Source organism: Bacillus sp. FSL K6-0073, assembly GCF_038006085.1.
Taxonomy (GTDB): domain Bacteria; phylum Bacillota; class Bacilli; order Bacillales; family Bacillaceae_G; genus Bacillus_A; species Bacillus_A cereus.
Map to the genome: position 1 here is coordinate 4415582 of NZ_JBBOUN010000001.1, position 25692 is coordinate 4441273.

Genomic DNA, 25692 nt, shown 5'->3' on the forward strand with positions numbered 1-25692 from the left:
CCCCCTATATTAATTTCTCTGCTACGTATGAAGCAAATACATCTAACGCTACTTCTTCTTGTTCACCTGTTGCCATATCTTTTAAGTTAATGATGCCTTTATCTAGCTCATCTTCTCCTAATACAGCTACAAATTTCGCCTTTAGACGATCTGCTGATTTAAATTGTGCTTTCATTTTACGATCTGAATAATCTTTTTCAACTGACAATCCAGCTTTACGAAGATCGAACGCAACTTTTGCAGCATGGTCTTTCGCTTTTTCGCCAAGCGCCACAACGTAACAATCAATACTATGTTCAAGTGGTAATTCGATGTTTTCAGCTTTTAGCGCCATAATTAAACGTTCAATACTCATTGCAAAACCGATACCTGGCATTTCTGGTCCACCGATTTCTTGTACAAGTCCGTTATAACGGCCACCACCGCTTAATGTAGTGATCGCACCGAAACCTTCTGCCTCACTCATAATTTCAAAAACAGTGTGTTGGTAGTAGTCTAAACCACGCACTAAGTTCGGATCTTTTTCAAACGGAACATCCATCATCGTTAATAGTTCTTGAACTTTGTCGTAGTATATTGCTGAATCTTCGTTTAAGTATTCTGTAATAGATGGTGCTGTTCCCATTAATTCATGGTTACGGTCCTTCTTACAGTCTAAAATTCGAAGTGGGTTCTTTTCTAAGCGAGATTGACAGTCAGAACAGAATTCGCCGATACGTGGCTCAAAGTGTGCGATTAATGCATCACGGTGCGCTTGACGGCTCGCTGCGTCACCTAAACTGTTTAATACAACTTTAATATTTTTTAAGCCCATGCCGCGGTAAAATTCAACAGCAAGTGCAATTACTTCTGCATCAATTGCAGGGTCATTACTGCCGATTGCTTCGATACCGAATTGTACGAATTGACGATAGCGACCTGCTTGTGGTCTTTCATAACGGAACATTTGACCGATATAGTATAATTTCGTTGGTTGTGTTGCATCACCAAACATTTTATTTTCAACGTAAGAACGTACAACAGGTGCAGTACCTTCTGGACGTAATGTTAAGCTGCGCTCTCCACGATCTTGGAATGAGTACATTTCTTTTTGTACGATATCTGTCGTATCACCAACACCGCGTAAAAATAGCTCAGTGTGCTCAAAAATTGGTGTACGAATTTCTTTATAATTGTAACGACGGCAAATTTCGCGTGCTTGCCCTTCGATATACTGCCATAACTCAACAGTGCCTGGAAGAATATCTTGCGTTCCGCGTGGGATTTGAATAGACATATTCAGTTCCTCCTCAAATTGTTTTAATCTTAATAAAAATAAAAAAACTCCCGCCTCTACTGTTTAAACAGTAGGGACGAGAGTATTATACCCGTGGTGCCACCCTAATTGAAGCACGTATGCTTCCACTTTTTTAATAACGCTTAAATGTGCGTTCATCCCTACTAAGCGTATATGCCGTTCAAGTTGAAACCTCTAGAGTGTCATTCAATCAGTCATCATGCAGAAATGTTTTCAGCCTAAGACATTCCTTCTCTTTCCATGTGTATCTCATTTACTCTTCTCTATCAACGGTTATATTCATATGTAAATATAAAATTACTATACGTTTGTTAAGTAGGATTGTCAAGTGCTCTAAGAACGTTCAATCTGCTTCTTTAAACGCTTTACATCTTGAAGAGAAATCCCAAACTCGGAAGCAAGCTCCATTGAAGTATTGTTTTGCTCTTTTGAAATAAAATCATGAAAATTCACGTTAAATAGTTGATTTGCACCATTTGTAACAGAATGCCCTTTTTCATTCATACGCATACGTATATCCCTCACATTCAATATGGATGTTTTACTTTTTATTGTTCCATATTGATGGGAGAGTTATACATAACCGAAACTGCTATTGATTCCAAATAAATGAACAAAACATACAACAATGTATAAAAAAGAGAGGATTATATAACCCTCTCTTTTTTATCAACACTATTTACTTTCTACAATTAAGGTCACCGGACCATCATTGATTAAAGAAACATCCATCATTGCTCCGAACTTCCCTGTTTCCACATGTAATCCTTGTTTACGAACTTCTTCATTAAAGAAATCGTATAAACGCTCTGCATAATCAGGTTTCGCAGCATCCATAAAGTTTGGACGTCTTCCCTTGCGGCAATCTCCGTATAATGTGAATTGCGAAATAGATAGAACTTGTCCTTCTACATCAAGTACAGAATGATTCATCTTTCCACTCTCATCTTCAAAAATACGTAAGTTTGCAATTTTTTCCGCAATGTAAGTTGCATCTTTTTCTGTATCTTCGTGCGTAATGCCAACTAGTAATGTTAAACCGAACGGAATTTGTCCTACGATCTCACCGTCTACTGTGACAGACGCTTTCTTTGATCGTTGTAAAACAACTCTCATCTTTCTACACTCCCTATTAATGCATCATGCGTCGTACTGCATAAATTTCTGGAACGCGTTTAATGCGTTCTACTACTTTTTTCAAGTGTTGTAAGTTACGAATCGAGATTGACATATTAATTGTTGCCATCTTATTACGGTCACTTCTACCAGAAACAGCTGAAATGTATGTTTTCGTCTCTGTAACAGCTTGCAGTACTTCATTTAATAAACCGCGGCGATCGTAACCTGAAATTTCAATATCAACGTTATACTCTATTTCTTTTTCAGGGCTACCTTCCCACTCAACTTCTAATAAACGTTCTATCGCTTCTTCTGTATGAACATTTACACAATCACGGCGGTGAATCGATACACCTCGGCCTTTGGTAATATACCCAACGATATCATCACCCGGAACTGGGTTACAGCATTTCGATAAACGGATTAATAAATTATCAGCACCGCTTACCTTTACACCAGAATCCCATTTTCGAATTTTCATCGGTTTACGAACTTCTTTAACTTCAACAATTTCTTCTTCTTCGCGTTGCTTGCGGAACTTGTCCGTTAGTCGCGTAACAATTTGCGAAGCTGTAATTCCGCTATATCCAACTGCTGCAAACATATCTTCTTCATTTGCAAAGTTAAATTTCTCAGCGACGCGTTTTAAGTTATCAGGCGCTAATACTTCTTTCATCTCATACTCTAGACCACGTACTTCCTTTTCAACAAGTTCACGGCCTTTTTCAATATTTTCGTCTCTACGTTGTTTCTTAAAGAATTGACGAATTTTATTTTTCGCATGAGATGTTTGAGCAAGTTTTACCCAATCTTGACTTGGGCCATATGAATGTTTCGACGTTAAAATTTCAATGATATCGCCTGTTTTTAATTTATAATCCAGCGTCACCATTTTCCCGTTTACTTTTGCACCAATTGTTTTATTCCCAATTTCCGAATGGACACGATACGCGAAATCAATTGGAACCGATCCAAGTGGTAATTCCATTACATCGCCTTTCGGTGTAAAGACGAATACCATGTCAGAGAATAAATCAATTTTTAATGACTCCATAAATTCTTCTGCATTAGAAGTTTCATTTTGCCATTCTAATATTTGACGGAACCACGTGAGTTTCTTCTCTAATGTACCTGTTGTTTCTGCTGTTTTTCCTTCTTTGTATGCCCAGTGTGCCGCGATCCCGAATTCTGCAATTTCGTGCATTTCTTTCGTACGAATTTGCACTTCAAGCGGATCACCTTTCGGTCCAATTACAGTCGTATGAAGAGATTGATATAGATTTGCTTTTGGCATTGCAATATAATCTTTAAAACGACCTGGCATCGGCTTCCAGCACGTATGAATAATTCCAAGCACTGCATAACAATCTTTAATACTATTTACAACGACACGTACAGCTAATAAATCATAAATTTCATTGAACTGTTTATTTTGCAGTGCCATTTTACGATAAATACTGTAAATATGTTTCGGTCTTCCAGAGATCTCAGGTTGAATTGCAACTTCTTTTAATTTCTCACGAATACCAGTCATTACTTCGTCTAAATATTCTTCACGTTCTGCACGTTTACGCTTCATTAAATTTACAATACGATAATATTGTTGTGGATTTAAATAGCGAAGTGACGTATCCTCTAGCTCCCATTTAATAGTACTAATTCCGAGTCTATGTGCTAAAGGTGCAAAGATTTCTAGCGTTTCATTCGCTATGCGACGCTGCTTCTCTTGAGGCAAATGTTTCAATGTACGCATGTTATGAAGACGATCAGCTAGTTTAATTAAAATAACTCGAATATCTTGAGCCATTGCAATAAACATTTTGCGATGGTTTTCTGCTTGTTGTTGTTCGTGAGATTTATATTTGATCTTCCCAAGCTTCGTAACACCATCAACAAGCATAGCAATTTCTTTGTTAAATTCCCGTTCAATATCTTCTAACGTAATCTCTGTATCTTCCACTACATCATGTAAGAAACCTGCTGATACCGTAGCTGGATCCATGTGTAAATCAACTAAAATACCTGCAACTTGAATTGGATGAATAATATACGGTTCACCCGATTTTCTGTATTGTTCGCTATGCGCATCGCGTGCATATTCATAGGCACGTGCTACTAGCTCAATATCTTCATCCACTAAATATTGACTTGCTTTCTCGAGTACCTGTTCAGCTGTTAGTACCTGCTCATTTGCCATCGAATCACCTTTTATTGAAAATTGACTTTATCTTTATTTAATAGAATAAATTATATTCTATCATTATAACCCAATGATTGTGAATTGTGAAAAGGAAAAGATTTTACTGACATTTCACCATGATTTTTTGTTCAATTATACAAAAGTACCCGCTCCTCTCCAAGAGATTCACGGGTACTTTTTATCACCGTAGTTTTACCTATATAGTGATTAGTATTTTTCTAATACTAATACATCGTAACCATCTAACATTTTACGACCATCTAAGTAAGTAAGCTCTACTAAGAATGCAATCCCTGCTACAACTCCGCCAAGTTCTTCAACTAGCTTAATTGTCGCTTCGATAGTTCCACCTGTAGCTAATAGGTCATCTGTAATTAATACGCGTTGACCTGGCTTAATTGCATCTTTATGGATTGTTAAAACATCTTTACCATATTCTTTACCGTAGTCAACTGTAATTACTTCACGTGGTAATTTTCCTAATTTACGAACTGGCGCAAATCCTACTTCTAACGCATAAGAAACTGGGCAACCGATAATGAAACCACGAGCTTCTGGTCCTACTACAACATCGATATCTCTTTCTTTTGCGTATTCAACGATTGCATCTGTTGCTGCTTTGTATGCTTTACCGTCATTCATTAAAGGTGTAATGTCTTTAAACACAATACCTTCTTTCGGATAATCCGGTACAATTGCGATATGTTGCTTGAAATCCATATTTCTGAATCCTCCTCAGATCTAAAAGGTTTGTAAATACAAATCCTTTACCCTAACTGTTCTACTTCTTTATGATTACGAATCGTTTCAAACCATGTATATAGTTGCTGATATGTGCTATAAACCAATTCTTTTTCTAATTGTAAGTGGTTCATTTTCTCACGATATGTGTTCGATTCAATTAAATCACGCTTTTGTTTTTTGTCTGCCATAAAAATGACGCCATCTTTTATTGTAACAAATTCTAACTCAAAAAACACCTGTGTCATGAAATTTACTGTATCTTTTGACCAACCTTTATGACGACATAGTTGTTCTCCATATTGTCTTAAAGAAAATGGTGTTTTTTGGCTTAAGAAAGAATAGTACCATTTAAAGTGTTCTCTCGTCGGAACTGTACTAAATAAGTGGTTATTCTCTTGATAAAATAGCGTATAAATTCGCGCTGGGAATCCTACCTTAAATAGCTCACGTAATTCATCTGTTCCTTTTGGTAAATCAAGTAACACGATATATTGATCATCTAAATGCGTTACTTCTGAAGCATGCATGAGCTTTTCTTTATAGCTCTCTAAAGAAAATTTATTCAATACCTCTTCAGAAAAATACACCATTGTTATTTTTTCTTTCGGAAGTTCTGCTAAATTTGCTTCTGCATTACGCATACTACGCCAATCAAATAATTGCCACGCCTCTACAGCAATATCTTGTACCATTAGTTGTGGCTTCTTAAAGTTATTCCATTCATTAATGGACGCTTCTCCTATTACAGATACTTTTGCAACTGGAGAGATTTCTTTCGCATATGCACCAAAACCAAATCCAATTGTATCCAGTGTTGCTTGTCCATCACGAAGAGCCATTTTTAAATGAGAGCCATCTGATCCGATTGCGCGAATGCTTTCTAACTCTGCATCTTTTACTGCAATACGTGGTTTCGGATTTCCAATACCAAACGGGGCTAGTTTTTGCATATCTTCAATTGCCGCTAACGTTACATCCTCTACTTTGCAAAAAACATCAACTGCTGTAATTGGAATAAAATCTTCGTCTGTTAAAATTGCATCTGCTTGTTCATTTAAGCGGCGACGTAATTCATCTACATCATTCATATGTAGCGTCATTCCCGCTGCCATCGGATGCCCTCCGAAGTGTGGTAATAACTCTCTACAATCTGATAAATTTGCAAACAAATCAAATCCTGCAATACTACGTGCTGAGCCTTTTGCTGTTTCTTTTATAGGATCAATGCTTAATACAATCGTCGGACGATAAAAACGTTCAACTAATTTAGAAGCAACAATTCCAATTACCCCTGGGTTCCAGCCTTCTTTTGCAAGTACTAATACTTTATTTTCTTCTGGTGGGAAGTTATTTTCCACTTCAGCGATAGCCTCTTCTGTAATTTGCTTTACAATATCTTTTCGCAGTTTGTTCAGCTCATCAATTTCTTCAGCTAGCTCTTTCGCTTCCTCTGGATCATCTGATAATAAAAGGTGTACAGCCGGCGCTGCATCTTCTAAACGCCCGACCGCATTAATACGAGGTGCAATTGAGAAACCAATACTCTCTTCGGTAATTTCACTTTGCGAAACGTTAGCAACTTTAAACAATGCCTTCAAACCAATATTTCTCGTCATACGCATATGTTTTAAACCGCGTTTCACTAGCAACCTATTTTCACCATGAAGTGATACTAAATCAGCTACTGTACCGATTACTGCAATCTCTAATAAATGTTCTGGTACACGGCCTAATAGTGCATGCGCAACTTTAAACGCAACACCTACACCAGCTAAATAGTGAAACGGATATACGCCACCTTCTAATTTCGGATGTATAATCGCAAGTGCTTCTGGCAATTCTGGCGGTGGCTCATGGTGATCTGTAATAATTAGATCTATTCCAAGCTCTTTCGCTACATTCGCTTCATGTACTGCTGCGATGCCAGTGTCGACAGTAATAATCAGTGAGAACCCTGCGCTATGCGCCCAACGAAACGCTTCTTCGTTCGGTCCATACCCTTCTGTAAAACGATTTGGAATGTAAAATTCTACTTCTGCACCTAATTCTTGAAGAGCAAGATATAAAACCGTCGTACTACTTACTCCGTCCGCATCGTAATCACCAAATATTAATATTTGCTCTCCATTTTGAATGGCCTTATTTACACGTTCTACCGTTCTATCCATTCCTTCTAATAAAAATGGATCATGAAATTCTTGATTTTCTGTATTTAAAAAATCTAAAATCTTATCTTCTGTATCTAGTCCTCTACCGAGGAATAATGAAACGACAAGTGGCGATAACTGTAATTTACTTGCTAATTCACTCACTCGCTCGTCATTATATTCTTTTTCTTTCCAACGCGTCTTCGGTTGTAACACGAAATCACCCCTTAACCTGTTCATTATACAAGACAGATTAAGGGGTGACAATATAATGCAAACTACGATGCAATATCTATATACTAAAATGTTAATGATGTTTAATTTGGAGAATACGGATTTATATGTACGAATACATTTTGTACATTATCTTGTTTCATAAGTATTTCTTTCACATGTTTTCCAATACGGTGTCCTTCTTCTACGGTAATGTATGGATCTACAGACACTTTAATATCGACAATAACATAATGACCATGCTCCCGTGCATATAAAGAACCAATTTTTTTCACACCATCTACTTGAAGAACGGCCTCTCTAAGCGGAATAACATCCTCCTCATGAAGAACATGGTCAAGCGTTGCATGAATTGCTTCCGCTCCAATGCTCCATGCCATTTTTACAACAAGAAGTGAAACAACTAATCCTGCAATCGGATCAGCATATACGAGCCAGTCTATACCAAGCTTACCACCGATTATAGCTGCACAAATACCGATTAAAGCTGCAATTGAAGAAAATACATCCGAACGGTGCTCATATGCATTTGCAATAATTGCATCACTGTTTACTCTTTTCCCTAATCGGAATTTATATTGAAACATTCCTTCTTTCACGACGATTGAAAGAACAACAGCAAATATCGTAATTCCTTTCGGTGGTTCTAGTTCTTGCGAAAAAGCTTTTATAGACGAAATCGCGATTTCAAGTCCCACAATAAATAATAATACCGCAACAATAATCGCTGAAATCGATTCCGCTTTACCATGACCATATGGATGATCCTCATCAGGTGGCTGCTTTGCCGCTCGCAATCCAAAAAGTACAGCTAGCGAACCAATTACATCTGATGCAGAATGCACCGCATCCGCTAACAGTGCTTTACTGTTCCCAATATAACCAATTACCGCCTTTACAATCGCTAATATAATATTACCAACGATCCCGACAATAGCACCAAACTCAGCCTGTTTAAAACGTTCATCTTTTTCCATCATTAAAATCCCTTCTTTTCTTAACCTATCTTTTTATTTTAACAAAAACAGCGATAATACCACCACTTTCTTCAATCTTCTTTCTGTTAAAAAGTTGCTATCTTATTGTATCCACAAACGAAAAAAGAGATGCCTCATAAAGAGACATCATCTTTTCTATACTTGCGGTTCAGATTCTACTTTCTCAACCTTTTTCTTGTTTTTGCCCTTTTTCAAACGACGGTTTTCAAGCATTAACCAAATTTGAGAAGCAACGAAAACAGAAGAATACGTACCTACAACTAATCCAACTAGTAACGCAAACGAGAAGTTACGTAGTGACTCACTACCGAAGATAAGCAGTGCAATTACTGGAAATAACACTGTTAATACGGTGTTAATCGAACGACCAAGCGTTTGGCGAATACTTGCATTTACGATTTCTTCTAAGTCTTTTATATCGCGAACTCGTTTTTTCTGTTTGTATAATTCACGGTTTCTATCAAATGTAACGATTGAATCATTAATAGAATAACCGATGATTGTTAACACTGCAGCGATAAACGTTAAGTCTACCTCTAATTGGAAAATACTAAATATAACAATCATAACGAACGCATCATGTAATAATGCAAGTACTGCAGATAATGCGTACGTAAATCGGAATCGAATACTTACGTATAAAATGATAACCGCAGAAGCGATTAATACTGCGATAAATGCATTTCGTGCAATTTCTTTCCCGATTGTTGGTGAAACTGTACTTACGTTTGGATCTGTACCATATTTATCGTGGAAGAATGTTTTTGTTTTTGCAATTTCATCTTTTGATAGAACACCTAATGTACGAACTGCGAATCCTTTATTGTCATCTCCAGTCGGTACAATATTTTCTTCCTTCACATCAATGTTCAACTCTTTAAAATCTTTATGAACATCAGACACAGTAACTGCTTGTTTTGATTGCAAGTCGATACGTGTACCACTCGCAAAGTCAATACCAAGATTCAATTTGAAAATTGGCAAGATAATTGCACCTGCAATTACAACTACAATCGAGAAGATAAGGAATTTATGACCGACATTTACGAAGTTAATACGATCAAATTTCGTTGGTGGATGTACTACACCTTTTGTTAATGGAATAATATCCTTTTGCTTCACACCAAAGTATCCTGGTTTTTTATCGAAGTAACGGCTCTTTACTAGTAAACTTAGTAAGAAACGAGTACCGAATACGTTCGTAATGAAACCGACTAAAATACTTACGATTAAACTTGTTGCGAACCCTTTTACGGAACTATTACCGTAAACGAATAACACACCAGCTGCTGCAAGTGTTGTAATGTTCGCATCTAAAATCGTTGCTAATGAACGATGGTTACCAGCACGGAATGCTGACATCATTGACTTACCAATTTTCAGCTCTTCTTTCAGTCTCTCGTACGTAATAATATTCGCATCAACAGCGATACCTACCCCGAGCACTAACGCCGCAATACCCGGCAGCGTAAGAACTGCATGCATCCAGTTAAAGACAAGTAACGTAACGAAAATGTATAAACCTAACATAATAACCGCTACAAGTCCTGGTAAACGGTAGAATACAAGCATAAATAAGAAAATAAGAGCGATACCAATCGCACTAGCGAAAATCGTTTGCTCTAACGCTTGTTGACCAAACTTCGCTCCAACAGATGTTGAATACATTTCTTTTAAATCAACAGGAAGTGCACCTGCATTTAATAAAGATGAAAGTTGTTTCGCACTTTCAACTGTGAAGTTTCCACCTACGATAGATACTTCAGCTTGGTTAAATACTTGGTTTACTGTTGCTGCTGATAAGAACTTCGGATTCGGTTTTGCAGATTCTGCTTTGTACGAATCTTTTCCTTCTTCAAAATCAAGCCAAATTACCATTAAATTCGTTGGTGGTGGCATTTTTGAAATTTTTTCAGTTACTTCACGGAATTTTTCAGCGCTCTTTAGTGTAAGACCTACGCTCGCACGGCCTTGCTCATCAAATGTTTGCTTCGCTCCGCCGCCTTTTAAATCCGTTCCGTCCATAAGAAGATTATCATCTACATCACGGAATGTTAATTTCGCTTGTGTTGATAACATTTCACGTGCTTTTTGCTGATCTTGTACACCAGCAAGCTGTACACGAATTCGATCTTGCCCTTCGATTTGAATGTTCGGCTCACTTACACCGAGAACATTGACACGATTCTCAAGAGCACCTACTGTACTTACAAGTACGTCTCGATCGATTTTGTCACCTTTTTTGGCTGGTTTTACTTCATACAGAATTTCAAAACCACCGCGAAGGTCTAGTCCTAGACTAATTCCTTTTGCTATGTCTTTTCCTGCCGCACCAATTACTCCACCGATTAATAAAACGATGAGGAAAAAGGCGGCAATTCTCGTACCACGCTTTGCCATATGTACCCTCTTTCCGCTACTAACACTTTAAATAAATCTCTTACGATTCACTTTTACACGTGTGCATACGTCTAGTTAGTAGACTTCCTTTCTATAATTTTGCTAGCTCATCACTAGCTGTGCCGGTACGTTTTCACGATACCTGCACTTTCATTATTTGTTTTCTCTCTTCACTACCTCCTTTATATATGATCTTAGACATAATTATTTCCTGATTATCAATACCTATCATTATACTGCAAAAGGAAGAACAAACCAATTGCAGTCGGTTATTTATTTTCATATTCATCAAATGACCAAAGTGGCGCTTGATATGCTTCAACAGTTAAATATGTCATATATTCATTAGCACTTACTGTTAATACGTCATTAACTAATTCATACAATCTAACATCGCTGTCTATCTTCTTCCACTTTTTCACTTTAAGAAACTTCCAAATGTCATCATCTGTCACTCTGTCGTAGCCGAACATTTGAAACTCTTCTACTTTACTTTCTAAAACGACTTGTAACTGTCCGCGGTATGATTCTACCAAAGCCTCTCTATCTAACATCTATAACATCTCCTTCTTATTTCGCACGAAAAGTCGCTTTTATTCCCGCTCTAATGGACAGCAATAACTACTTTCAAGAGCACTATCATACTTCACTCTCTTAAATGCTTGTCATTCTTGTCTCGTACGTGCATATAAATTATTGTAAATCATTCCATTGATTTTGAGAAGGTAGGAGAAGAACATGACGAGACAAAGCTTTTTAAAAGGCGCATTTATTTTAATGATAGCCGGCTTTATTACAAAAATACTCGGCTTTATCAACCGCATAGTAATGGCACGTATTTTGGGAGAAGAAGGCGTTGGTCTTTATATGATGGCCGTTCCTACATTCATTTTAGCAATTACATTGACACAAATTGGTCTTCCTGTCGCAATCGCAAAATTTGTAGCAGAAGCGGAAGCTGTGAACGATAAACAAAGAGTTAAAAAAATATTAACCGTATCACTAGCTGTTACATCCGTTATTAGTATCATTTTAACAATCGGAATTATGTTCCTCACACCTATTTTAGCAAAAACATTATTAACCGACGAAAGAACGTACTATCCATTAATGGCCATTTTGCCCGTTGTTCCTGTTATTGCTGTTTCTTCTGTTTTGCGTGGTTACTTTCAAGGGAAACAAAACATGAAACCTAGCGCTTATGCGCAAGTTCTAGAACAAGTCGTCCGCATTACCATTATCGCTATATGCATTCAATTATTTTTACCTTACGGCATAGAATACGCTGCAGCCGGCGCTATGTTATCAGCTGTTCTCGGTGAAGTTGCATCCTTATTATTTTTACTCACGTTATTTCAGCGAGAAAAACATTTATCAATACGCTCTGGATTTTTCACTACTGTAAAGGAAAGCAAAGGAACATTTTATTCTCTGATGGATATTGCCCTTCCAACTACAGGAAGTCGTTTAATCGGCTCCGTTTCCTATTTTTTTGAACCTATTGTCGTTATGCAAAGCTTAGCAATCGCTGGTGTCGCTGCTTCTATTGCAACCCAGCAATACGGTATATTAAACGGTTATGCATTCCCGCTCCTATCACTACCCGCCTTTATTACATACGCTCTCTCTACAGCGCTCGTTCCTTCTATTAGTGAAGCAATGGCAAAAAGACAACATAAATTAGTAGAGCACCGTTTACAACAAGCACTTCGAATTTCATTAATTACCGGCGGATGGTCTGTCGTTATATTATACGTATTCGCTTCTCCTGTTTTAACTCTTATGTATGGATCAGACAGCGCAACAGCATTCATTCAACTTCTTGCGCCTTGCTTTTTATTTCATTATTTCCAAAGTCCACTTACCTCTGTTTTGCAAGCTTTAAACTTAGCAAGAGCTGCAATGATGAATACATTTATTGGTGCCATCGTGAAATTAATCGTTATTTTTGTACTAGCATCAAGGCCAGAATTTCAAATGATGGGGGTTGCTCTCGCTATTGCTGCAAATATTGTAACAGTAACATTTCTTCACTACGCTACTGTTTTAAAAAAGATTACATTTACCATTTACGCAAAAGACTATATTTTCGGCGGACTTGCCATCGGTATCGCGGGCGCCTTCGGTTTTTATCTTCATAAATATATTATTTTCTCTCATGCCCTTGGCATACAAACATTATGGGAAATCACTTTAACAACAATTGTTTATATCGTACTTCTCTTCACTTTCAAACTCATTCGAAAAGAAGAGTTAAGTCGTCTCCCTATCATTCGTAAACTTTCATTTTTGAAATAAGTTGAAACTTTAATCAGTGGGGTAATCTCCACTGATTATTAGTTAAACTAATCATTCTTACTCTTTCAAAGGATAAATCTCTAATTTTCTTTTACATCAACAAAAAATTTTCCGTTTTGAAAACTACAGTATAAAATTTGTGTTACATCGTTATAACCTAAGTTTTTTAATTTCTCAATAAGCCATTCATCTGTATGTTCAATCATTTGTAAATGACTAGATTGAATTTCTCCATCAATAATAAGAGGAAGCGTAAACTGCAATGTATCTTGTTTATTTTTTTGTTTTTGAAAGACAGATAACTTCCCAGACGGTTCCAAAATAGCATATTCTACATCCCGAATATCTCCAACTCCTTGTTCCCTTAATTGCATCATTAAATCATCTATATTATAACGTTGCTTTCTCATCTTCTTTTCATCAATCTTTCCCGCGTTTACAAGAATAGCCGGCTCACCTTCTATTAAATGCCGAAAGCGTTGATACTTTAGGGAAATGACTGACAAAATAATTTGGATGCACATAAGAAAAGTCATCGGAACTAATTGATGCCAAAGTGATTTATCGGTATTTTCAATTGCCACTACGGCCATTTCTCCAAGCATAATAAATACGACTAAATCTAATACACTTAGTTCTCCTATCTCACGTTTACCCATAAGACGAAAAATAATTAAGATGATGATATATAAAAGCATTGTCCGTCCAATTATTGATATCCATTCCATTTCTACATCTCCTTTTTTACGTATAGACTCCCCTATAAAAAAGAAACTAGTCTAACTTAGACAAAAGAAAAATATGCTTGTATTAAAAAGGGGGAATGTATAAATGGATGGAACGAAAAAATTATCCACTGCAATCGGCTTCGGTATTATTACACTATTAATTCTCGCATCTCTTACTAGCATGATTATGGCTCTTTTATTAAAGTTTACGAATATAAACGAAGGGACATTAGCCGTTACTATTTTTATACTCGCTCTTTTATCTATGCTTATGTCTGGTTTTATTGCTGGTAAAAAAGCTCAAGGGAAAGGATGGCTAGTAGGTCTCACAACAGGTCTCACGTTCACTATACTCGTTTTTCTAGTTAACTATTTAGGCTTTTCTCAAACTTTATCGAACTCACAATTACTTTATCAATTAGCATTAATGGGGGCGAGTACACTCGGTGGTATTTTCGGTGTAAATATGTCAAAGCAAAGTAACTAAAAAAGGCCCTGCATATTTTATGCAGGGCCTTCCAAATTAGTTTTTCACAACTTCACGAATCGCATTGCGATCGAAAGTTAAGTGTGAACCACCAGATTTAATAACAATTTTCGTCTCATCTACTGATTCTATTGTACCGTGTAAACCACCGATTGTTACGATAGCATCACCTTTTGCTAACTCACTTTGCATTTGAGCAACTGCTTTTTGACGTTTTTGTTGCGGGCGAATTAATAAGAAATAGAAAATCGCAAACATCGCAACGATCATAACGATATTCATCATACCTGCATTCATCTTTTGTTCCTCCTTTTAAATTATGTATTAGAAGTTTTTAGCATTCGGTTTATTAAAGCCATACTGTTCAAAGAACTCTTCGCGGAAATCGCCAAGACGGTCTTCACGAATAGCTTGTCTCACCTGCTCCATTAAGTTTAACAGAAAATGAAGGTTGTGATAAGACGTTAAACGAATTCCGAACGTTTCATCACATTTCATTAAGTGACGAATGTACGCACGAGAGTAGTTTTTACATGTGTAGCAATCACAGTTTGGATCAAGCGGACCGAAGTCTCTTGCGAATTTCGCATTTTTTACAACGAGGCGACCTTCACTTGTCATACATGTACCATTTCGAGCGATACGAGTTGGAAGTACGCAGTCAAACATATCAATACCACGAATTGCGCCATCGATTAACGAGTCAGGAGAACCTACCCCCATTAAGTAACGAGGCTTATTATCTGGAAGAAGTGGTGTTGTAAACTCAAGTACACGGTTCATAATATCTTTCGGTTCACCTACAGATAAACCACCTACAGCGTAACCAGGGAAGTCCATTGAAACAAGATCTTTCGCACTTTGACGACGAAGCTCTTCGTACTCTCCCCCCTGTACAATACCGAATAAGCCTTGATCTTGCGGACGTTCATGCGCTTTTAAGCAACGTTCTGCCCAGCGGCTCGTACGCTCTACAGATTTCTTCATATATTCAAAAGTAGCTGGGAATGGTGGACACTCATCAAATGCCATCATAATATCTGAACCTAATGCATTTTGGATTTCCATCGCTTTTTCTGGTGATAAGAATAATTTATCTCCATTTAAGTGATTACGGAAATGAACGCCTTCCTCTTCAATACGACGGAAGTCACTTAAACTGAATACTTGGAAACCACCAGAATCTGTTAAGATTGCACGATCCCAGTTCATAAATTTATGCAAACCGCCTGCTTCACGAATAATTTCATGACCTGGACGTAGCCATAAATGATACGTATTACTTAAAATAATGCCAGAATCCATTGCTTTTAATTCTTCTGGTGACATTGTCTTAACTGTTGCAAGTGTACCAACTGGCATAAATGTTGGTGTATCAAATGAACCGTGCGGCGTATGCACACGACCTAAACGGGCACCCGTTTGTTTACATGTCTTAATAAATTCATAACGAATTGCTGTCATAACTTACTCCTTTTATTTGTTTCTCATTTTAGCGTGAGATGCAACGAACATTGCATCACCGAAGCTAAAGAAACGATATTTTTCTTTTACTGCTTCATTATAAGCATGAAGTACATTATCTCTATTTGCAAATGCACTTACAAGCATAATTAATGTTGATTTCGGTAAATGGAAGTTTGTAATTAAACCATCAATTGCTTTAAATTCATATCCCGGATACATGAAAATATCTGTCCATCCAGAAGCGGCGCAAAGCTTACCTTCATGATCTGTTGCAATTGTTTCTAACGTACGAGTTGATGTCGTACCTACAGTAATAATACGTCCACCATTCTCTTTCACACGATTTAATAATGCCGCTGTCTCTTCAGACATATGATAATATTCTGCGTGCATATGGTGTTCTTCAATCGTGTCTGCAGAAACTGGTCTAAATGTTCCAAGTCCTACGTGAAGTGTAATGAATGCTAACTGAACGCCTTTTAGCTTTAACTTCTCAAGTAACTCTTCTGTAAAGTGAAGTCCCGCAGTCGGCGCTGCTGCTGAACCGATTTCTTTCGCATATACTGTTTGATAGCGATCGCGATCTTCTAGCGTCTCTTTAATATATGGAGGAAGTGGCATTTCCCCAAGTTCATCTAAAATTTCATAGAAGATGCCGTCATATGAAAATTCAAGCTGACGTCCACCTTGATCTGCAGTTCCTGTGCAAGTTGCTTTTAATTTCCCTTCGCCAAAAGAGATAACAGTTCCTTCTTTTACACGTTTCGCTGGCTTTACAAGCGTTTCCCACTTATCACCTTCTTCTTGTTTTAAAAGAAGTACTTCAATGTGCGCGCCTGTATCTTCTTTCACACCGTGCAAACGAGCAGGCATAACTTTCGTTTCATTTAAAACTAAGCAATCCCCCTCATGTAAGTAAGAAAGAATATCCGTAAAATGCTTATGCTCAATATCACCTGTTTCACGGTCTAACACCATTAATCTTGATGTTTCACGCTCTTCTAACGGGACTTGTGCAATAAGTTCTTCTGGTAAATGAAAATCAAACAGATTTATATCCATAGCTATATCCACCTATTTCTTATTTAAATCGATTTATTATATACATAATAAAAGATAATACAATACTTAACACAATACATGTAATGATAGGAAAATAAAAGGTAACGTTTCCTTTTTTTACAAAAATATCGCCTGGAAGCCTTCCAATGAACTTCCAAGCTAATCCAACAACGATGAGTAAGATCCCGGCTGTAATAAGCAGCTTTGGCATCTCCGTCATACTTTTGGTATCTCCATTCCGAAATGTTCATACGCAAGCGGCGTTACAATTCGGCCCCTCGGCGTTCGTTGTAAAAAGCCAATTTGTAATAAATACGGCTCATACACATCTTCAATCGTATGAGATTCTTCTCCAATTGTTGCTGAAACCGTTTCTAATCCAACTGGACCGCCACGGAATTTCTCAATAATACCAAGCAGTAATTTATGATCAATATGATCTAGACCTAATTTATCTACTTGCAGTAGCTCTAATGCCATTTGTGTAATTTCCATCGTAACCGTTCCATTACCACGAACTTGTGCGAAATCACGTACACGTCTTAAAAGACGATTCGCAATACGAGGTGTACCACGAGCACGTCTTGCAATTTCTAATGCAGCTAACGAATCGATTTCAACTTCAAATACTTCTGCTGTACGTTCAACAATCGCAGAAAGCTGATCTACTGTGTAGTACTCTAACCTTGAAAGTACACCAAAGCGGTCACGAAGCGGTGCCGATAATGCTCCAGCACGTGTTGTTGCTCCAACTAATGTAAATGGCGGTAAATCTAGGCGTACAGAACGTGCTGAGGGCCCTTTTCCAATTACAATATCAAGGCAAAAGTCTTCCATCGCAGGATACAATACTTCTTCAATTGATCTATGCAAACGATGAATTTCATCAATAAATAATACATCACCTGGCTGAAGCGCTGTTAATACAGCAGCTAAATCTCCTGGTCTTTCAATTGCGGGACCTGAAGTTGTTCTAACATTAACGCCCATCTCATTGGCAATAATATTCGCAAGCGTCGTTTTACCAAGACCTGGTGGTCCATATAAAAGCACGTGATCTAACGTTTCTTCACGCATTTTCGCCGCTTCAATAAATACTTCTAAATTATGTTTCGCTTTATCTTGGCCAATATACTGACGGAGCGTCTGTGGCCGTAATGAATATTCTAAATCCGCATCTTCATATGCAGATTCCCCTGAAAGGAGACGTTCGTCCATTATACTCACCTCTTACCATTTAGTAAAAGACTAAGTGCCTTTTTAATATACTGATCCGTCGTTAATGCTTCTTTTAATAACTCTGGTACAACACGAGAAACTTCGCGTTCTGCGTATCCAAGTGCGCGCAGAGCTTCCAGTGCCTCATCAAGCTCAGCTGATGAACCTTTATTCTCATCAAAACGTTCTGTGTCTGAGAATAAATCAACAAATGCATCTGGTACGACATCTGCTAGTTTTCCTTTTAAATCTAAAATCATTTGGCGTGCTGTTTTCTTTCCGACGCCTGGGAATTTCACTAAAAACTTCTCATCTTCATGCTCAATCGCTTGAACGACCTGTCCTGTTTGACCAGAAGCTAAAATTGCAAGAGCGCCTTTTGGCCCAATGCCAGACACGCCTAACAACTTTGTAAATAATAAACGCTCTTCACGTGTTTTAAAACCGTAAAGTGCCATAATATCTTCTCTCACATAATGATATGTATAGACACGGATTTCTTGCTTACTTCTTTGAAATACATACGGATTTGGTGTGAAAATTTGATAACCAATTCCATTATGATCAATTACGACATATTCCGGCCCTACATACTCCACGTAACCTGTAACATATTCAAACAAAATACGATCTCTCCCTCTTAAATCATGTATTCCATTTTAACATATTTAATGATAGAAAAGCGAGACTGCCCCAACAAATGTTCTCCACTTGAAACTTCTGTTATTTTCCATTGACAGAAAGGTTAAAGCACCTTAATATACAGAAGTCGATAATGATTATCAATACTAATTAAAGGGGTTACATCAGGATGAAACGTAAGCTATTTATTTTATTTACTATTATGCTTGTTGTTCTTTCTATCGTTGGCTGTTCTTCTCAAAAAGAAGAATCGAAAGCAAAAGAACAATCGAAAACAAAAGTTGTAAAACATGCTAAAGGTGAAGCTACAATTCCAGTAAATCCAAAGAGAATTGTTGACTTATCTGGATCAACAGAAGAACTATTACTTCTTGGACATAAACCTGTTGGTACAGCAAATACATATAAAGATAAAATCCAAAATCACTTAACAGACAAGTTAGATGGAGTAAAAGCAGTAGGTTGGTACTGGGCACCTAAAGTTGATTTAGAAGCTGTTACTGCTTTAAAACCAGACTTAATTATTTTAAACAACCGTCAATTAAAAATTTATGATCAACTAGAAAAGGTTGCACCTACAGTTGTTCTAGAAACAAACTTAGAAGACTGGCGTGGTAAGTTTAAAGAAGTAGGTAAGCTATTTGACGAAGAGAAGAAAGCAGACAAATGGATTGCAGACTACGATAAGAAAGCAGACTCTTTATCTAAAAAAATTAAAGAGAAAACAAAAGATGAGAACTTTATGTTCGTTGCAGTTACACCACAAAACTTCCGTGTATACGGTAGCTTCGGATACGGTGACATCATCTTTAATGACTTAAAACTTCCAGCAACAAAAGGTACGGATTTAAAACAAACGATGGCGCAAGTATCACTAGAAGGTCTAGTTGCATTCCAGCCTGACCAAATGTTTATTGTAAACTTCGGCGGCGAAGCTGATAAAGTTTACGAAGACTACAAAAACAGTGCCGTTTGGAAAGACAATAAAGCAGTTAAAAATAATCACGTATATGAAGTATCAAATGAAGTCTTCAATACGAAAGCATTCAATCCAATCGGAAAAGATATGCTAATTGATGAAATCGCAAAAGAAATTTTAGCTAAAAATAAATAAGAAAAAAAGCAGCTCACCATGAGCTGCTTTTTTTCTTACTTTGAACTGCGTATTGCTTCATTTTTTCAATCGTCTTCACAAAACCTTCTTTTGATTTAATACGAATGCCACGTTTCAATTTCGCACGTTCATAGCTCTCAAGCTTTTTCATATCAATTTGAAAGAAAGAATGGATCGCATTATCATTTTTTGGCACACCTTTGAAAATTTGTAATATCCCTTCCTCTGAAACACCAAAATACCCGCTCGTTTTCAATAACGGAGAAATATCATCAACTTTCTTTTGCAATACAATTTGTACATCATCACAATCAACGAGCTGCCATTCTTTATACTGCTGTAAAAACTTTTCTAAATCCGTCACTTTTTCTGTAAGTATTTCTTCGCTTACTTCGCCATCAACATACATACGCTCTAATAAAATTGTAACCTCAGGTTCTTTTTTCGTTACTTTTGGTACTGGCCCTTCCGCCTTCACATTCGTTTCATAAACGAAACAAAACATCATAACGAAAGCTTGCATCGCAATCAGTATCCATTTCATTTCCGTTCACCTCTTTAAGGAAAGATCATACTTTCATTAGTAGTTTTTCCGGAAATGGGGGTTTTATCCATATTACATTTCTTTCGAAAATATAAAAAATGCAGATAAGGATTCACCTCATCTGCATGTATCATTTACTTTTATATAAAATGAAAGACGCCTGCAAAGCAGGCGTCTTGATGCGTTTACGGCGAGAGACCAGGCGACCACATTCGCGTGTTTAGCACTTAAGCATATCTCTCGTCTTACGTAAATTAGCTCATCGCTTTGCTAATATAACATTAATAAAGTATAAGTGCAACATGTTTATAAAAATATTTTATTTCCTCTTTCATCTAAACAAATTATATGTAAATTATAAATTGATAAATGTAATATATATGTTACAATTAATGTAACAGCGAAATTATAATAAACAGGAGATGGGTAGTGTGAAAAAAATAAAGGATGAACGTCTCATTCTGCAAACGTTAAAAAACGTACGTATTGCTTTTCTTTTTCAATCACTTGGTATAATCGGTATTTTAGGCTATATCGGATTCACTGAAGGAATAGATCAAATTACGAAATCTCCATTATGGCTAGTATTTATTCTTACGAGTATGATCCTTAGTTATTTACAGTTAAGTGTTTCAATTGATGTAGAAGAAAGTGAAAAGGAGATAAAATTAACTCCTTATTACAAAATTGTTTTACGCTCTCTTATTGTAGGAATCGTTATGGCTATTATTTATATCATTTTCAGTCCAGAAAGCCCCCTATTTGAAGCTATTTTAACAGGTGGTATTCTCTTCATATGCTTTTTAGGTTCTTATTCCGTTAGTTATTTCATTAAAAAACGTCGTTTACAAGACGAAGATGAATAAAGAGGAAGGGCTCCCCCTTCCTCTTTTGTTTTGCTATCGCACTGTACCAGTTAAACCGTAACGAATGTCTCTGAACATATTTCCTATATCACGATTAAAATCGTTTGTAACTGTACCGTTACGTAGACGCGTACTCATTGCATCGACACGAGTAAACATATCATTTCTTACAGAAACATATACGTTTCTGTTTCCAACTTCATTTGCAACAGCTTGACGAATTTCGTTCGCCATCGCCGTTTCATTTGTCACTGTGTTACGTGGTTTTACCGCAATCGCTACATCGTTTCCATATACAACTGTAGACACACGGTCTACGTTATTCATACGTTTCACACGATTTGTTATTCTTTCAGCTGTTTTACCATCATTGTTAATGTATGAATTGTTCATTGTAATATTACGAGTTGGATGCGGATTAGCAATTTGTCCATTGTAATTTACATCACGGTAATAATTGTATCCTGTATCGTTACGACCATTTCTATATGTTACATAATCTGTATAACGATCATTACGCGTCACATTATCACGATACTGGTGTGTATCATTATAAGATGTACGCTCGTAATTGTAGTTACGTCCATCCATTGCATTGTTTTTTGGTGTACCACATGCAGCTAATGCACTAGTAACTAACAAAGAAGCAGCAATCACTTTTACTTTCGTATTCAATACAAAAACCCCCTCTGTTAGAATGAGCTTCTCTACTGAAAAGCTCCCTCTTATGATGAGTAACAGAGAAGGTTTTTACACTGTTAATATTTCACTGGGAATTTTCTAGCACTTCATAAAAAAACTGCATTTTCTTAATCAACAAGAATGCAAAAAAGGCGGGAATACTCCCGCCTTTTTAAACTTCTTCTTCGTCCTCTTCTTCTGAAACGGGCTCTCCAAATACATTTGGTGGATCTGGTTGATAATACATCGTTCCTGGCTGTGGTGCATATGCAGACTGAGTTGGTTGATAATATAAAGGATTCGCATATTGCGGACCGCCTGGTTGTGGACTATATAGTCTACTTTCTCCTCCGCATCCACAATCTTCCTCACCCTGCACAAGCGGCGGCATGTTATTATCCATTGGCATCATATTCTGGTTTGGCATAGACGTATGTTGCGGTCCAAACGGCGCTCCTTGCTGATATGGCATTTGATATGGATTTGGTTGTTGATAATACGGATTCGGCGGCATCATGGGCTGTTGATACGGCATTTGATAGGGCATCATATTTGGTGGTTGATTGTTATCCATAATCGGCATCATATTCGGCATTTGATTGTTATCCATAATTGGCATTATATTCGGCATTTGATTGTTATCCATGATTGGCATCATATTCGGCATTTGGTTATTATCCATAATCGGCATTATATTCGGCATTTGATTGTTATCCATAATTGGCATCATGTTCGGCATTTGATTGTTATCCATAATTGGCATCATATTCGGCATTTGATTGTTATCCATAATTGGCATCATATTCGGCATTTGATTGTTATCCATAATTGGCATCATATTCGGCATTTGATTGTTATCCATAATTGGCATCATATTCGGCATTTGATTGTTATCCATAATTGGCATCATATTCGGCATTTGATTGTTATCCATAATTGGCATCATATTCGGCATTTGATTGTTATCCATAATTGGCATCATATTCGGCATTTGATTGTTATCCATAATTGGCATTATATTCGGTGGTTGATTGTTATCCATAATTGGCATTATATTCGGCATTTGAATATTTGGCGGTATGACTTGTGGAATAACTACATTTTCTTTCGATACATTTGGCGATACTATATTCCCTACGTTTTCTTTCTTCACTTGTGGTGACACTATATTTCCTACATTTTCTTTTTTCACTTGTGGTGACACTATATTCCCTACATTCTCTTTCTTCACTTGTGGCGACACTATATTTCCTACATTTTCTTTTTTCACTTGCGGCGACACTATATTTCCTACATTTTCTTTTTTCACTTGTGGTGACACTATATTCCCTACATTCTCTTTTTTCACTTGTGGTGACACTATATTCCCTACATTCTCTTTCTTCACTTGCGGCGATATTATATTATTTTTTTTCGTTTGCGGAGAAATGATATTGTTAGGTTTCATTTTACTAATTTGAGGAGCAATTAACTCGCTTCCTTTTTTTATTACATCTGAAATTTTATATTCTTTTTTCGGTTTTATTGGTGGTTGTGGCGGCTGCGGTAATACATTTACCGAAAACTTCGTGTTTTCTTTTTCCGCCGGTTTTTGTTTTTCTATCACAGGTGGTTTTTGAATAACAGACGGTTTTTCAACTGGTTTTTCTTTTTGAATTGGCTGTTCTTTTTGCACCTCTTTTTGCGGCTTTACCTGCATCTCCTTCTGTGGTTTCACCTGTACTTCTTTTTGTGGCTTTACTTGCATCTCTTTCTGCGGTTTTATTTGCACTTCTTTTTGTGTTTGTTGCATAGCTGGCTGCTGTGTAATTGGTGCTGATTGATACGTAACTTCTTCCTCATCTTCTATTCCAAGCGGAGTTGGTGTTGCTGCAAATTCTTTTTGCTGCACTTCTTTTACGTATTGCTTTGGAGGCGCTGAACCTGCTCCAGCCTGTTGTTTCATGTGAACACTCTTTGATGGCACTTTAATTTTCATACCTGGCATGATTAAATCTGGATTACTAAGTTGTGTATTTGTTTTTTTCAACGTGTCAAAATCCACTCCGTACTTTTTCGCAATTTTCCAAAGGGTATCCCCTTTTTGCACGATATGAATTTTCAAATTTTCCCCCTCCTGTATAACTTATCTATAAGTAACAAATCTCATGAAGTAACTCTTTCTAAATAACATTAACTTCTTTTTACTTTTATCACTTCTTCGATTTTCAATATCATTCGAAGTGGAATAAGCATAAAGAACCACAATGATTTCTTCAAAACAATGTATGCCCATTTCGTTCTCGTTATGATTATATGTATGAAAAAAAGCAACGGGAATACCGTTGCTTTACACACGCTCTAACATACGATTTAATGCAAGAACTGCTTCTGCCGTTACTTGTTTGTCTACGCTAATAACGTTAATTTCTTCTCCTCTTTCTATCGTTTCAAGTGTCCATAATAAGTGAGGCAGATCTATTCGATTCATCGTTAAGCACGGACACATAAATGGATTAAGCGAAACAATTTCTTTATCTGGATGTTGCTGAATAATTCGATTCACTAAATTCATTTCTGTACCAATCGCCCATTTGCTACCAGATGGCGCTGATTCAATCATATCAATAATATATTTCGTTGAGCCTGCATAATCTGAAGCAGCTACAACTTCATAGCAACATTCTGGATGTACAATAATATTCATATTAGAATGATTTTTTCGTACACTCTCAATATTCTTCACTGTAAAATTTTGATGAACAGAACAATGTCCTTTCCATAAAATCACTTGAATTTCTTCTATATCCCCATCGTACTCTAATGAATCTGTGTGCGGGTCCCATACTGCCATTTTATCTAACGGGATACCTAGATCGTACGCTGTATTTCTCCCTAAATGTTGGTCTGGTAAAAAGACGAGACGTTCTTTTTGAGTAAACGCCCAAGATACCATTTGCTTTGCATTAGAAGAAGTTACTGTTGCTCCTCCGTTACGACCACAAAACGCTTTAATTGCAGCTGTAGAGTTCACATATGTTAACGGAATCATCGTATCTCCAAATAATTTAGTGAGCTCTGCCCATGCTCTTTCTGTTTGTTCAATATCTGCCATATCCGCCATCGAACAACCTGCACGCATATCTGGTAAGATGACAACTTGATCATCTGTCGTCAACATATCTGCTGTTTCCGCCATAAAGTGTACCCCGCAAAACACAATGTATTTTGCGTCTTTATTGCTCGCTGCAACTTGCGCAAGTTGAAGTGAATCCCCTGCTGCATCTGAAAATTGTACCACTTCATCTTTTTGATAATGATGCCCTGGAATGAATAACATTTTCCCCATTTTCTCTTTAATTTCACGAACACGCTTTTCCATATCTTCCGTTGACATTGTGTAATAACGCTCTGGTAACATCGTTTCAATCGGCTGTACTTTTTCTAAAATACTCATATACGTTTCT

General features: G+C 37.0%; 23 protein-coding genes, 1 pseudogene and 1 other annotated feature. Of the genes and pseudogenes, 4 read left to right on the top strand and 20 right to left on the bottom strand.

The features are described from left to right. Positions 1-4 precede the first annotated feature (4 nt). The 9 genes from hisS to MHB52_RS22865 form a co-directional block, all read right to left on the bottom strand. Positions 5-1276, bottom strand: a complete 1272-nt coding sequence (gene hisS, locus MHB52_RS22825) for a histidine--tRNA ligase (RefSeq protein WP_061664891.1) — start codon at positions 1274-1276, stop codon at positions 5-7. Between the two features lie 69 nt (positions 1277-1345). Next, positions 1346-1576 (bottom strand) — a binding site (T-box leader). Between the two features lie 54 nt (positions 1577-1630). Continuing rightward, a complete protein-coding gene (locus MHB52_RS22830; protein WP_001242605.1) occupies positions 1631-1807 on the bottom strand; it encodes a hypothetical protein in 177 nt (58 codons plus the stop codon). Between the two features lie 165 nt (positions 1808-1972). Beyond that, positions 1973-2413 (bottom strand): D-tyrosyl-tRNA(Tyr) deacylase, encoded by a 441-nt coding sequence (locus tag MHB52_RS22835; protein ID WP_001266965.1) that lies wholly within the window; start codon positions 2411-2413, stop codon positions 1973-1975. Positions 2414-2429: 16 nt separating this feature from the next. After that, a complete protein-coding gene (gene relA / locus MHB52_RS22840) occupies positions 2430-4613 on the bottom strand; it encodes a GTP diphosphokinase (RefSeq protein ID WP_001262813.1) in 2184 nt (727 codons plus the stop codon). 210 nt (positions 4614-4823) lie between these two features. Further along, a complete protein-coding gene (locus MHB52_RS22845) occupies positions 4824-5336 on the bottom strand; it encodes an adenine phosphoribosyltransferase (protein ID WP_000346215.1) in 513 nt (170 codons plus the stop codon). A 47-nt stretch (positions 5337-5383) separates the two neighbouring features. Next, the gene (gene recJ, locus MHB52_RS22850; RefSeq protein WP_061664892.1) at positions 5384-7723 is read right to left on the bottom strand and encodes a single-stranded-DNA-specific exonuclease RecJ; all 2340 of its coding nucleotides are present in this window, start codon (positions 7721-7723) and stop codon (positions 5384-5386) included. Between the two features lie 101 nt (positions 7724-7824). Continuing rightward, positions 7825-8718 (bottom strand): cation diffusion facilitator family transporter, encoded by an 894-nt coding sequence (locus MHB52_RS22855; protein ID WP_000409743.1) that lies wholly within the window; start codon positions 8716-8718, stop codon positions 7825-7827. A gap of 156 nt (positions 8719-8874) precedes the next feature. After that, entirely contained in the window at positions 8875-11139 is a 2265-nt protein-coding gene (secDF, locus tag MHB52_RS22860; RefSeq protein WP_001119060.1) for a protein translocase subunit SecDF, read from the bottom strand. A gap of 269 nt (positions 11140-11408) precedes the next feature. Next, positions 11409-11693: a post-transcriptional regulator gene (locus MHB52_RS22865; RefSeq protein ID WP_000886978.1), complete on the bottom strand. Its 285-nt coding sequence runs from the start codon at positions 11691-11693 to the stop codon at positions 11409-11411. 184 nt (positions 11694-11877) lie between these two features. Here MHB52_RS22865 and spoVB point away from each other — a divergent pair, with 184 nt between their 5' ends. After that, entirely contained in the window at positions 11878-13437 is a 1560-nt protein-coding gene (spoVB, locus tag MHB52_RS22870) for a stage V sporulation protein B (protein WP_016118661.1), read from the top strand. An 80-nt stretch (positions 13438-13517) separates the two neighbouring features. Here the strand turns inward: spoVB and MHB52_RS22875 are convergent, their stop codons facing one another. Beyond that, positions 13518-14165 (bottom strand): DUF421 domain-containing protein, encoded by a 648-nt coding sequence (locus tag MHB52_RS22875; RefSeq protein WP_000454820.1) that lies wholly within the window; start codon positions 14163-14165, stop codon positions 13518-13520. 103 nt (positions 14166-14268) lie between these two features. Between MHB52_RS22875 and MHB52_RS22880 the strand changes: the two genes are divergently transcribed. Further along, the gene (locus MHB52_RS22880; RefSeq protein WP_000349141.1) at positions 14269-14652 is read left to right on the top strand and encodes a TIGR04086 family membrane protein; all 384 of its coding nucleotides are present in this window, start codon (positions 14269-14271) and stop codon (positions 14650-14652) included. Between the two features lie 36 nt (positions 14653-14688). On the opposite strand, the gene yajC is transcribed toward MHB52_RS22880, so the two are convergent. The 6 genes from yajC to ruvA are packed head-to-tail and all read right to left on the bottom strand — an operon-like array spanning position 14689 to position 19022. Further along, positions 14689-14949: a preprotein translocase subunit YajC gene (gene yajC / locus MHB52_RS22885; RefSeq protein WP_000991115.1), complete on the bottom strand. Its 261-nt coding sequence runs from the start codon at positions 14947-14949 to the stop codon at positions 14689-14691. 27 nt (positions 14950-14976) lie between these two features. Then, complete coding sequence (tgt, locus tag MHB52_RS22890) at positions 14977-16116, bottom strand: tRNA guanosine(34) transglycosylase Tgt (protein WP_000125365.1); 1140 nt, start codon at positions 16114-16116, stop codon at positions 14977-14979. A 12-nt stretch (positions 16117-16128) separates the two neighbouring features. Beyond that, positions 16129-17181: a tRNA preQ1(34) S-adenosylmethionine ribosyltransferase-isomerase QueA gene (gene queA / locus MHB52_RS22895; protein ID WP_000354027.1), complete on the bottom strand. Its 1053-nt coding sequence runs from the start codon at positions 17179-17181 to the stop codon at positions 16129-16131. Positions 17182-17200: 19 nt separating this feature from the next. After that, entirely contained in the window at positions 17201-17401 is a 201-nt protein-coding gene (locus MHB52_RS22900) for a DUF2905 domain-containing protein (RefSeq protein WP_000138162.1), read from the bottom strand. Next, positions 17398-18399 (bottom strand): Holliday junction branch migration DNA helicase RuvB, encoded by a 1002-nt coding sequence (ruvB, locus tag MHB52_RS22905; RefSeq protein ID WP_000344449.1) that lies wholly within the window; start codon positions 18397-18399, stop codon positions 17398-17400. Before ruvB ends, MHB52_RS22900 begins: the two co-directional genes overlap by 4 nt. A 5-nt stretch (positions 18400-18404) precedes the next feature. After that, positions 18405-19022 (bottom strand): Holliday junction DNA helicase RuvA, encoded by a 618-nt coding sequence (ruvA, locus tag MHB52_RS22910; protein ID WP_000464513.1) that lies wholly within the window; start codon positions 19020-19022, stop codon positions 18405-18407. A 188-nt stretch (positions 19023-19210) separates the two neighbouring features. Between ruvA and MHB52_RS22915 the strand changes: the two genes are divergently transcribed. Then, complete coding sequence (locus MHB52_RS22915) at positions 19211-20155, top strand: iron-hydroxamate ABC transporter substrate-binding protein (RefSeq protein WP_061664893.1); 945 nt, start codon at positions 19211-19213, stop codon at positions 20153-20155. 13 nt (positions 20156-20168) lie between these two features. On the opposite strand, the gene MHB52_RS22920 is transcribed toward MHB52_RS22915, so the two are convergent. Continuing rightward, on the bottom strand, positions 20169-20699 hold the full coding sequence (locus MHB52_RS22920) for a BofC C-terminal domain-containing protein (protein WP_061664894.1): 531 nt from the start codon (positions 20697-20699) through the stop codon (positions 20169-20171). A gap of 431 nt (positions 20700-21130) precedes the next feature. Here MHB52_RS22920 and MHB52_RS22925 point away from each other — a divergent pair, with 431 nt between their 5' ends. After that, positions 21131-21565, top strand: a complete 435-nt coding sequence (locus MHB52_RS22925; protein WP_000721244.1) for a hypothetical protein — start codon at positions 21131-21133, stop codon at positions 21563-21565. A 33-nt stretch (positions 21566-21598) separates the two neighbouring features. On the opposite strand, the gene MHB52_RS22930 is transcribed toward MHB52_RS22925, so the two are convergent. The 3 genes and pseudogenes from MHB52_RS22930 to nadA form a co-directional block, all read right to left on the bottom strand. Next, positions 21599-22240, bottom strand: coding sequence for a YhcN/YlaJ family sporulation lipoprotein (locus MHB52_RS22930; RefSeq protein WP_001093541.1), 642 nt, complete (start codon positions 22238-22240; stop codon positions 21599-21601). A 1953-nt stretch (positions 22241-24193) separates the two neighbouring features. After that, a pseudogene (gene safA, locus MHB52_RS36840) lies at positions 24194-24350 on the bottom strand (SafA/ExsA family spore coat assembly protein); the annotation flags it as partial. Between the two features lie 225 nt (positions 24351-24575). Beyond that, positions 24576-25682, bottom strand: a complete 1107-nt coding sequence (gene nadA / locus MHB52_RS22940) for a quinolinate synthase NadA (protein ID WP_000025302.1) — start codon at positions 25680-25682, stop codon at positions 24576-24578. Between the last annotated feature and the right edge of the window lie 10 nt (positions 25683-25692).

Bases quoted from the DNA above. Each gene is read 5' to 3' on its own strand.
- ruvB (WP_000344449.1), bottom strand. From the start codon at position 18,399: ATGGACGAACGTCTCCTTTCAGGGGAATCTGCATATGAAGATGCGGAT.
- MHB52_RS22900 (WP_000138162.1), bottom strand. From the start codon at position 17,401: ATGACGGAGATGCCAAAGCTGCTTATTACAGCCGGGATCTTACTCATC.
- secDF (WP_001119060.1), bottom strand. From the start codon at position 11,139: ATGGCAAAGCGTGGTACGAGAATTGCCGCCTTTTTCCTCATCGTTTTA.
- yajC (WP_000991115.1), bottom strand. From the start codon at position 14,949: ATGAATGCAGGTATGATGAATATCGTTATGATCGTTGCGATGTTTGCG.
- MHB52_RS22915 (WP_061664893.1), top strand. From the start codon at position 19,211: ATGAAACGTAAGCTATTTATTTTATTTACTATTATGCTTGTTGTTCTT.
- MHB52_RS22855 (WP_000409743.1), bottom strand. From the start codon at position 8,718: ATGGAAAAAGATGAACGTTTTAAACAGGCTGAGTTTGGTGCTATTGTC.
- tgt (WP_000125365.1), bottom strand. From the start codon at position 16,116: ATGACAGCAATTCGTTATGAATTTATTAAGACATGTAAACAAACGGGT.
- queA (WP_000354027.1), bottom strand. From the start codon at position 17,181: ATGGATATAAATCTGTTTGATTTTCATTTACCAGAAGAACTTATTGCA.
- MHB52_RS22865 (WP_000886978.1), bottom strand. From the start codon at position 11,693: ATGTTAGATAGAGAGGCTTTGGTAGAATCATACCGCGGACAGTTACAA.
- MHB52_RS22920 (WP_061664894.1), bottom strand. From the start codon at position 20,699: ATGAAATGGATACTGATTGCGATGCAAGCTTTCGTTATGATGTTTTGT.
- MHB52_RS22875 (WP_000454820.1), bottom strand. From the start codon at position 14,165: ATGGAATGGATATCAATAATTGGACGGACAATGCTTTTATATATCATC.
- MHB52_RS22830 (WP_001242605.1), bottom strand. From the start codon at position 1,807: ATGCGTATGAATGAAAAAGGGCATTCTGTTACAAATGGTGCAAATCAA.
- MHB52_RS22835 (WP_001266965.1), bottom strand. From the start codon at position 2,413: ATGAGAGTTGTTTTACAACGATCAAAGAAAGCGTCTGTCACAGTAGAC.
- spoVB (WP_016118661.1), top strand. From the start codon at position 11,878: ATGACGAGACAAAGCTTTTTAAAAGGCGCATTTATTTTAATGATAGCC.
- relA (WP_001262813.1), bottom strand. From the start codon at position 4,613: ATGGCAAATGAGCAGGTACTAACAGCTGAACAGGTACTCGAGAAAGCA.
- nadA (WP_000025302.1), bottom strand. From the start codon at position 25,682: ATGAGTATTTTAGAAAAAGTACAGCCGATTGAAACGATGTTACCAGAG.
- MHB52_RS22880 (WP_000349141.1), top strand. From the start codon at position 14,269: ATGGATGGAACGAAAAAATTATCCACTGCAATCGGCTTCGGTATTATT.
- hisS (WP_061664891.1), bottom strand. From the start codon at position 1,276: ATGTCTATTCAAATCCCACGCGGAACGCAAGATATTCTTCCAGGCACT.
- MHB52_RS22845 (WP_000346215.1), bottom strand. From the start codon at position 5,336: ATGGATTTCAAGCAACATATCGCAATTGTACCGGATTATCCGAAAGAA.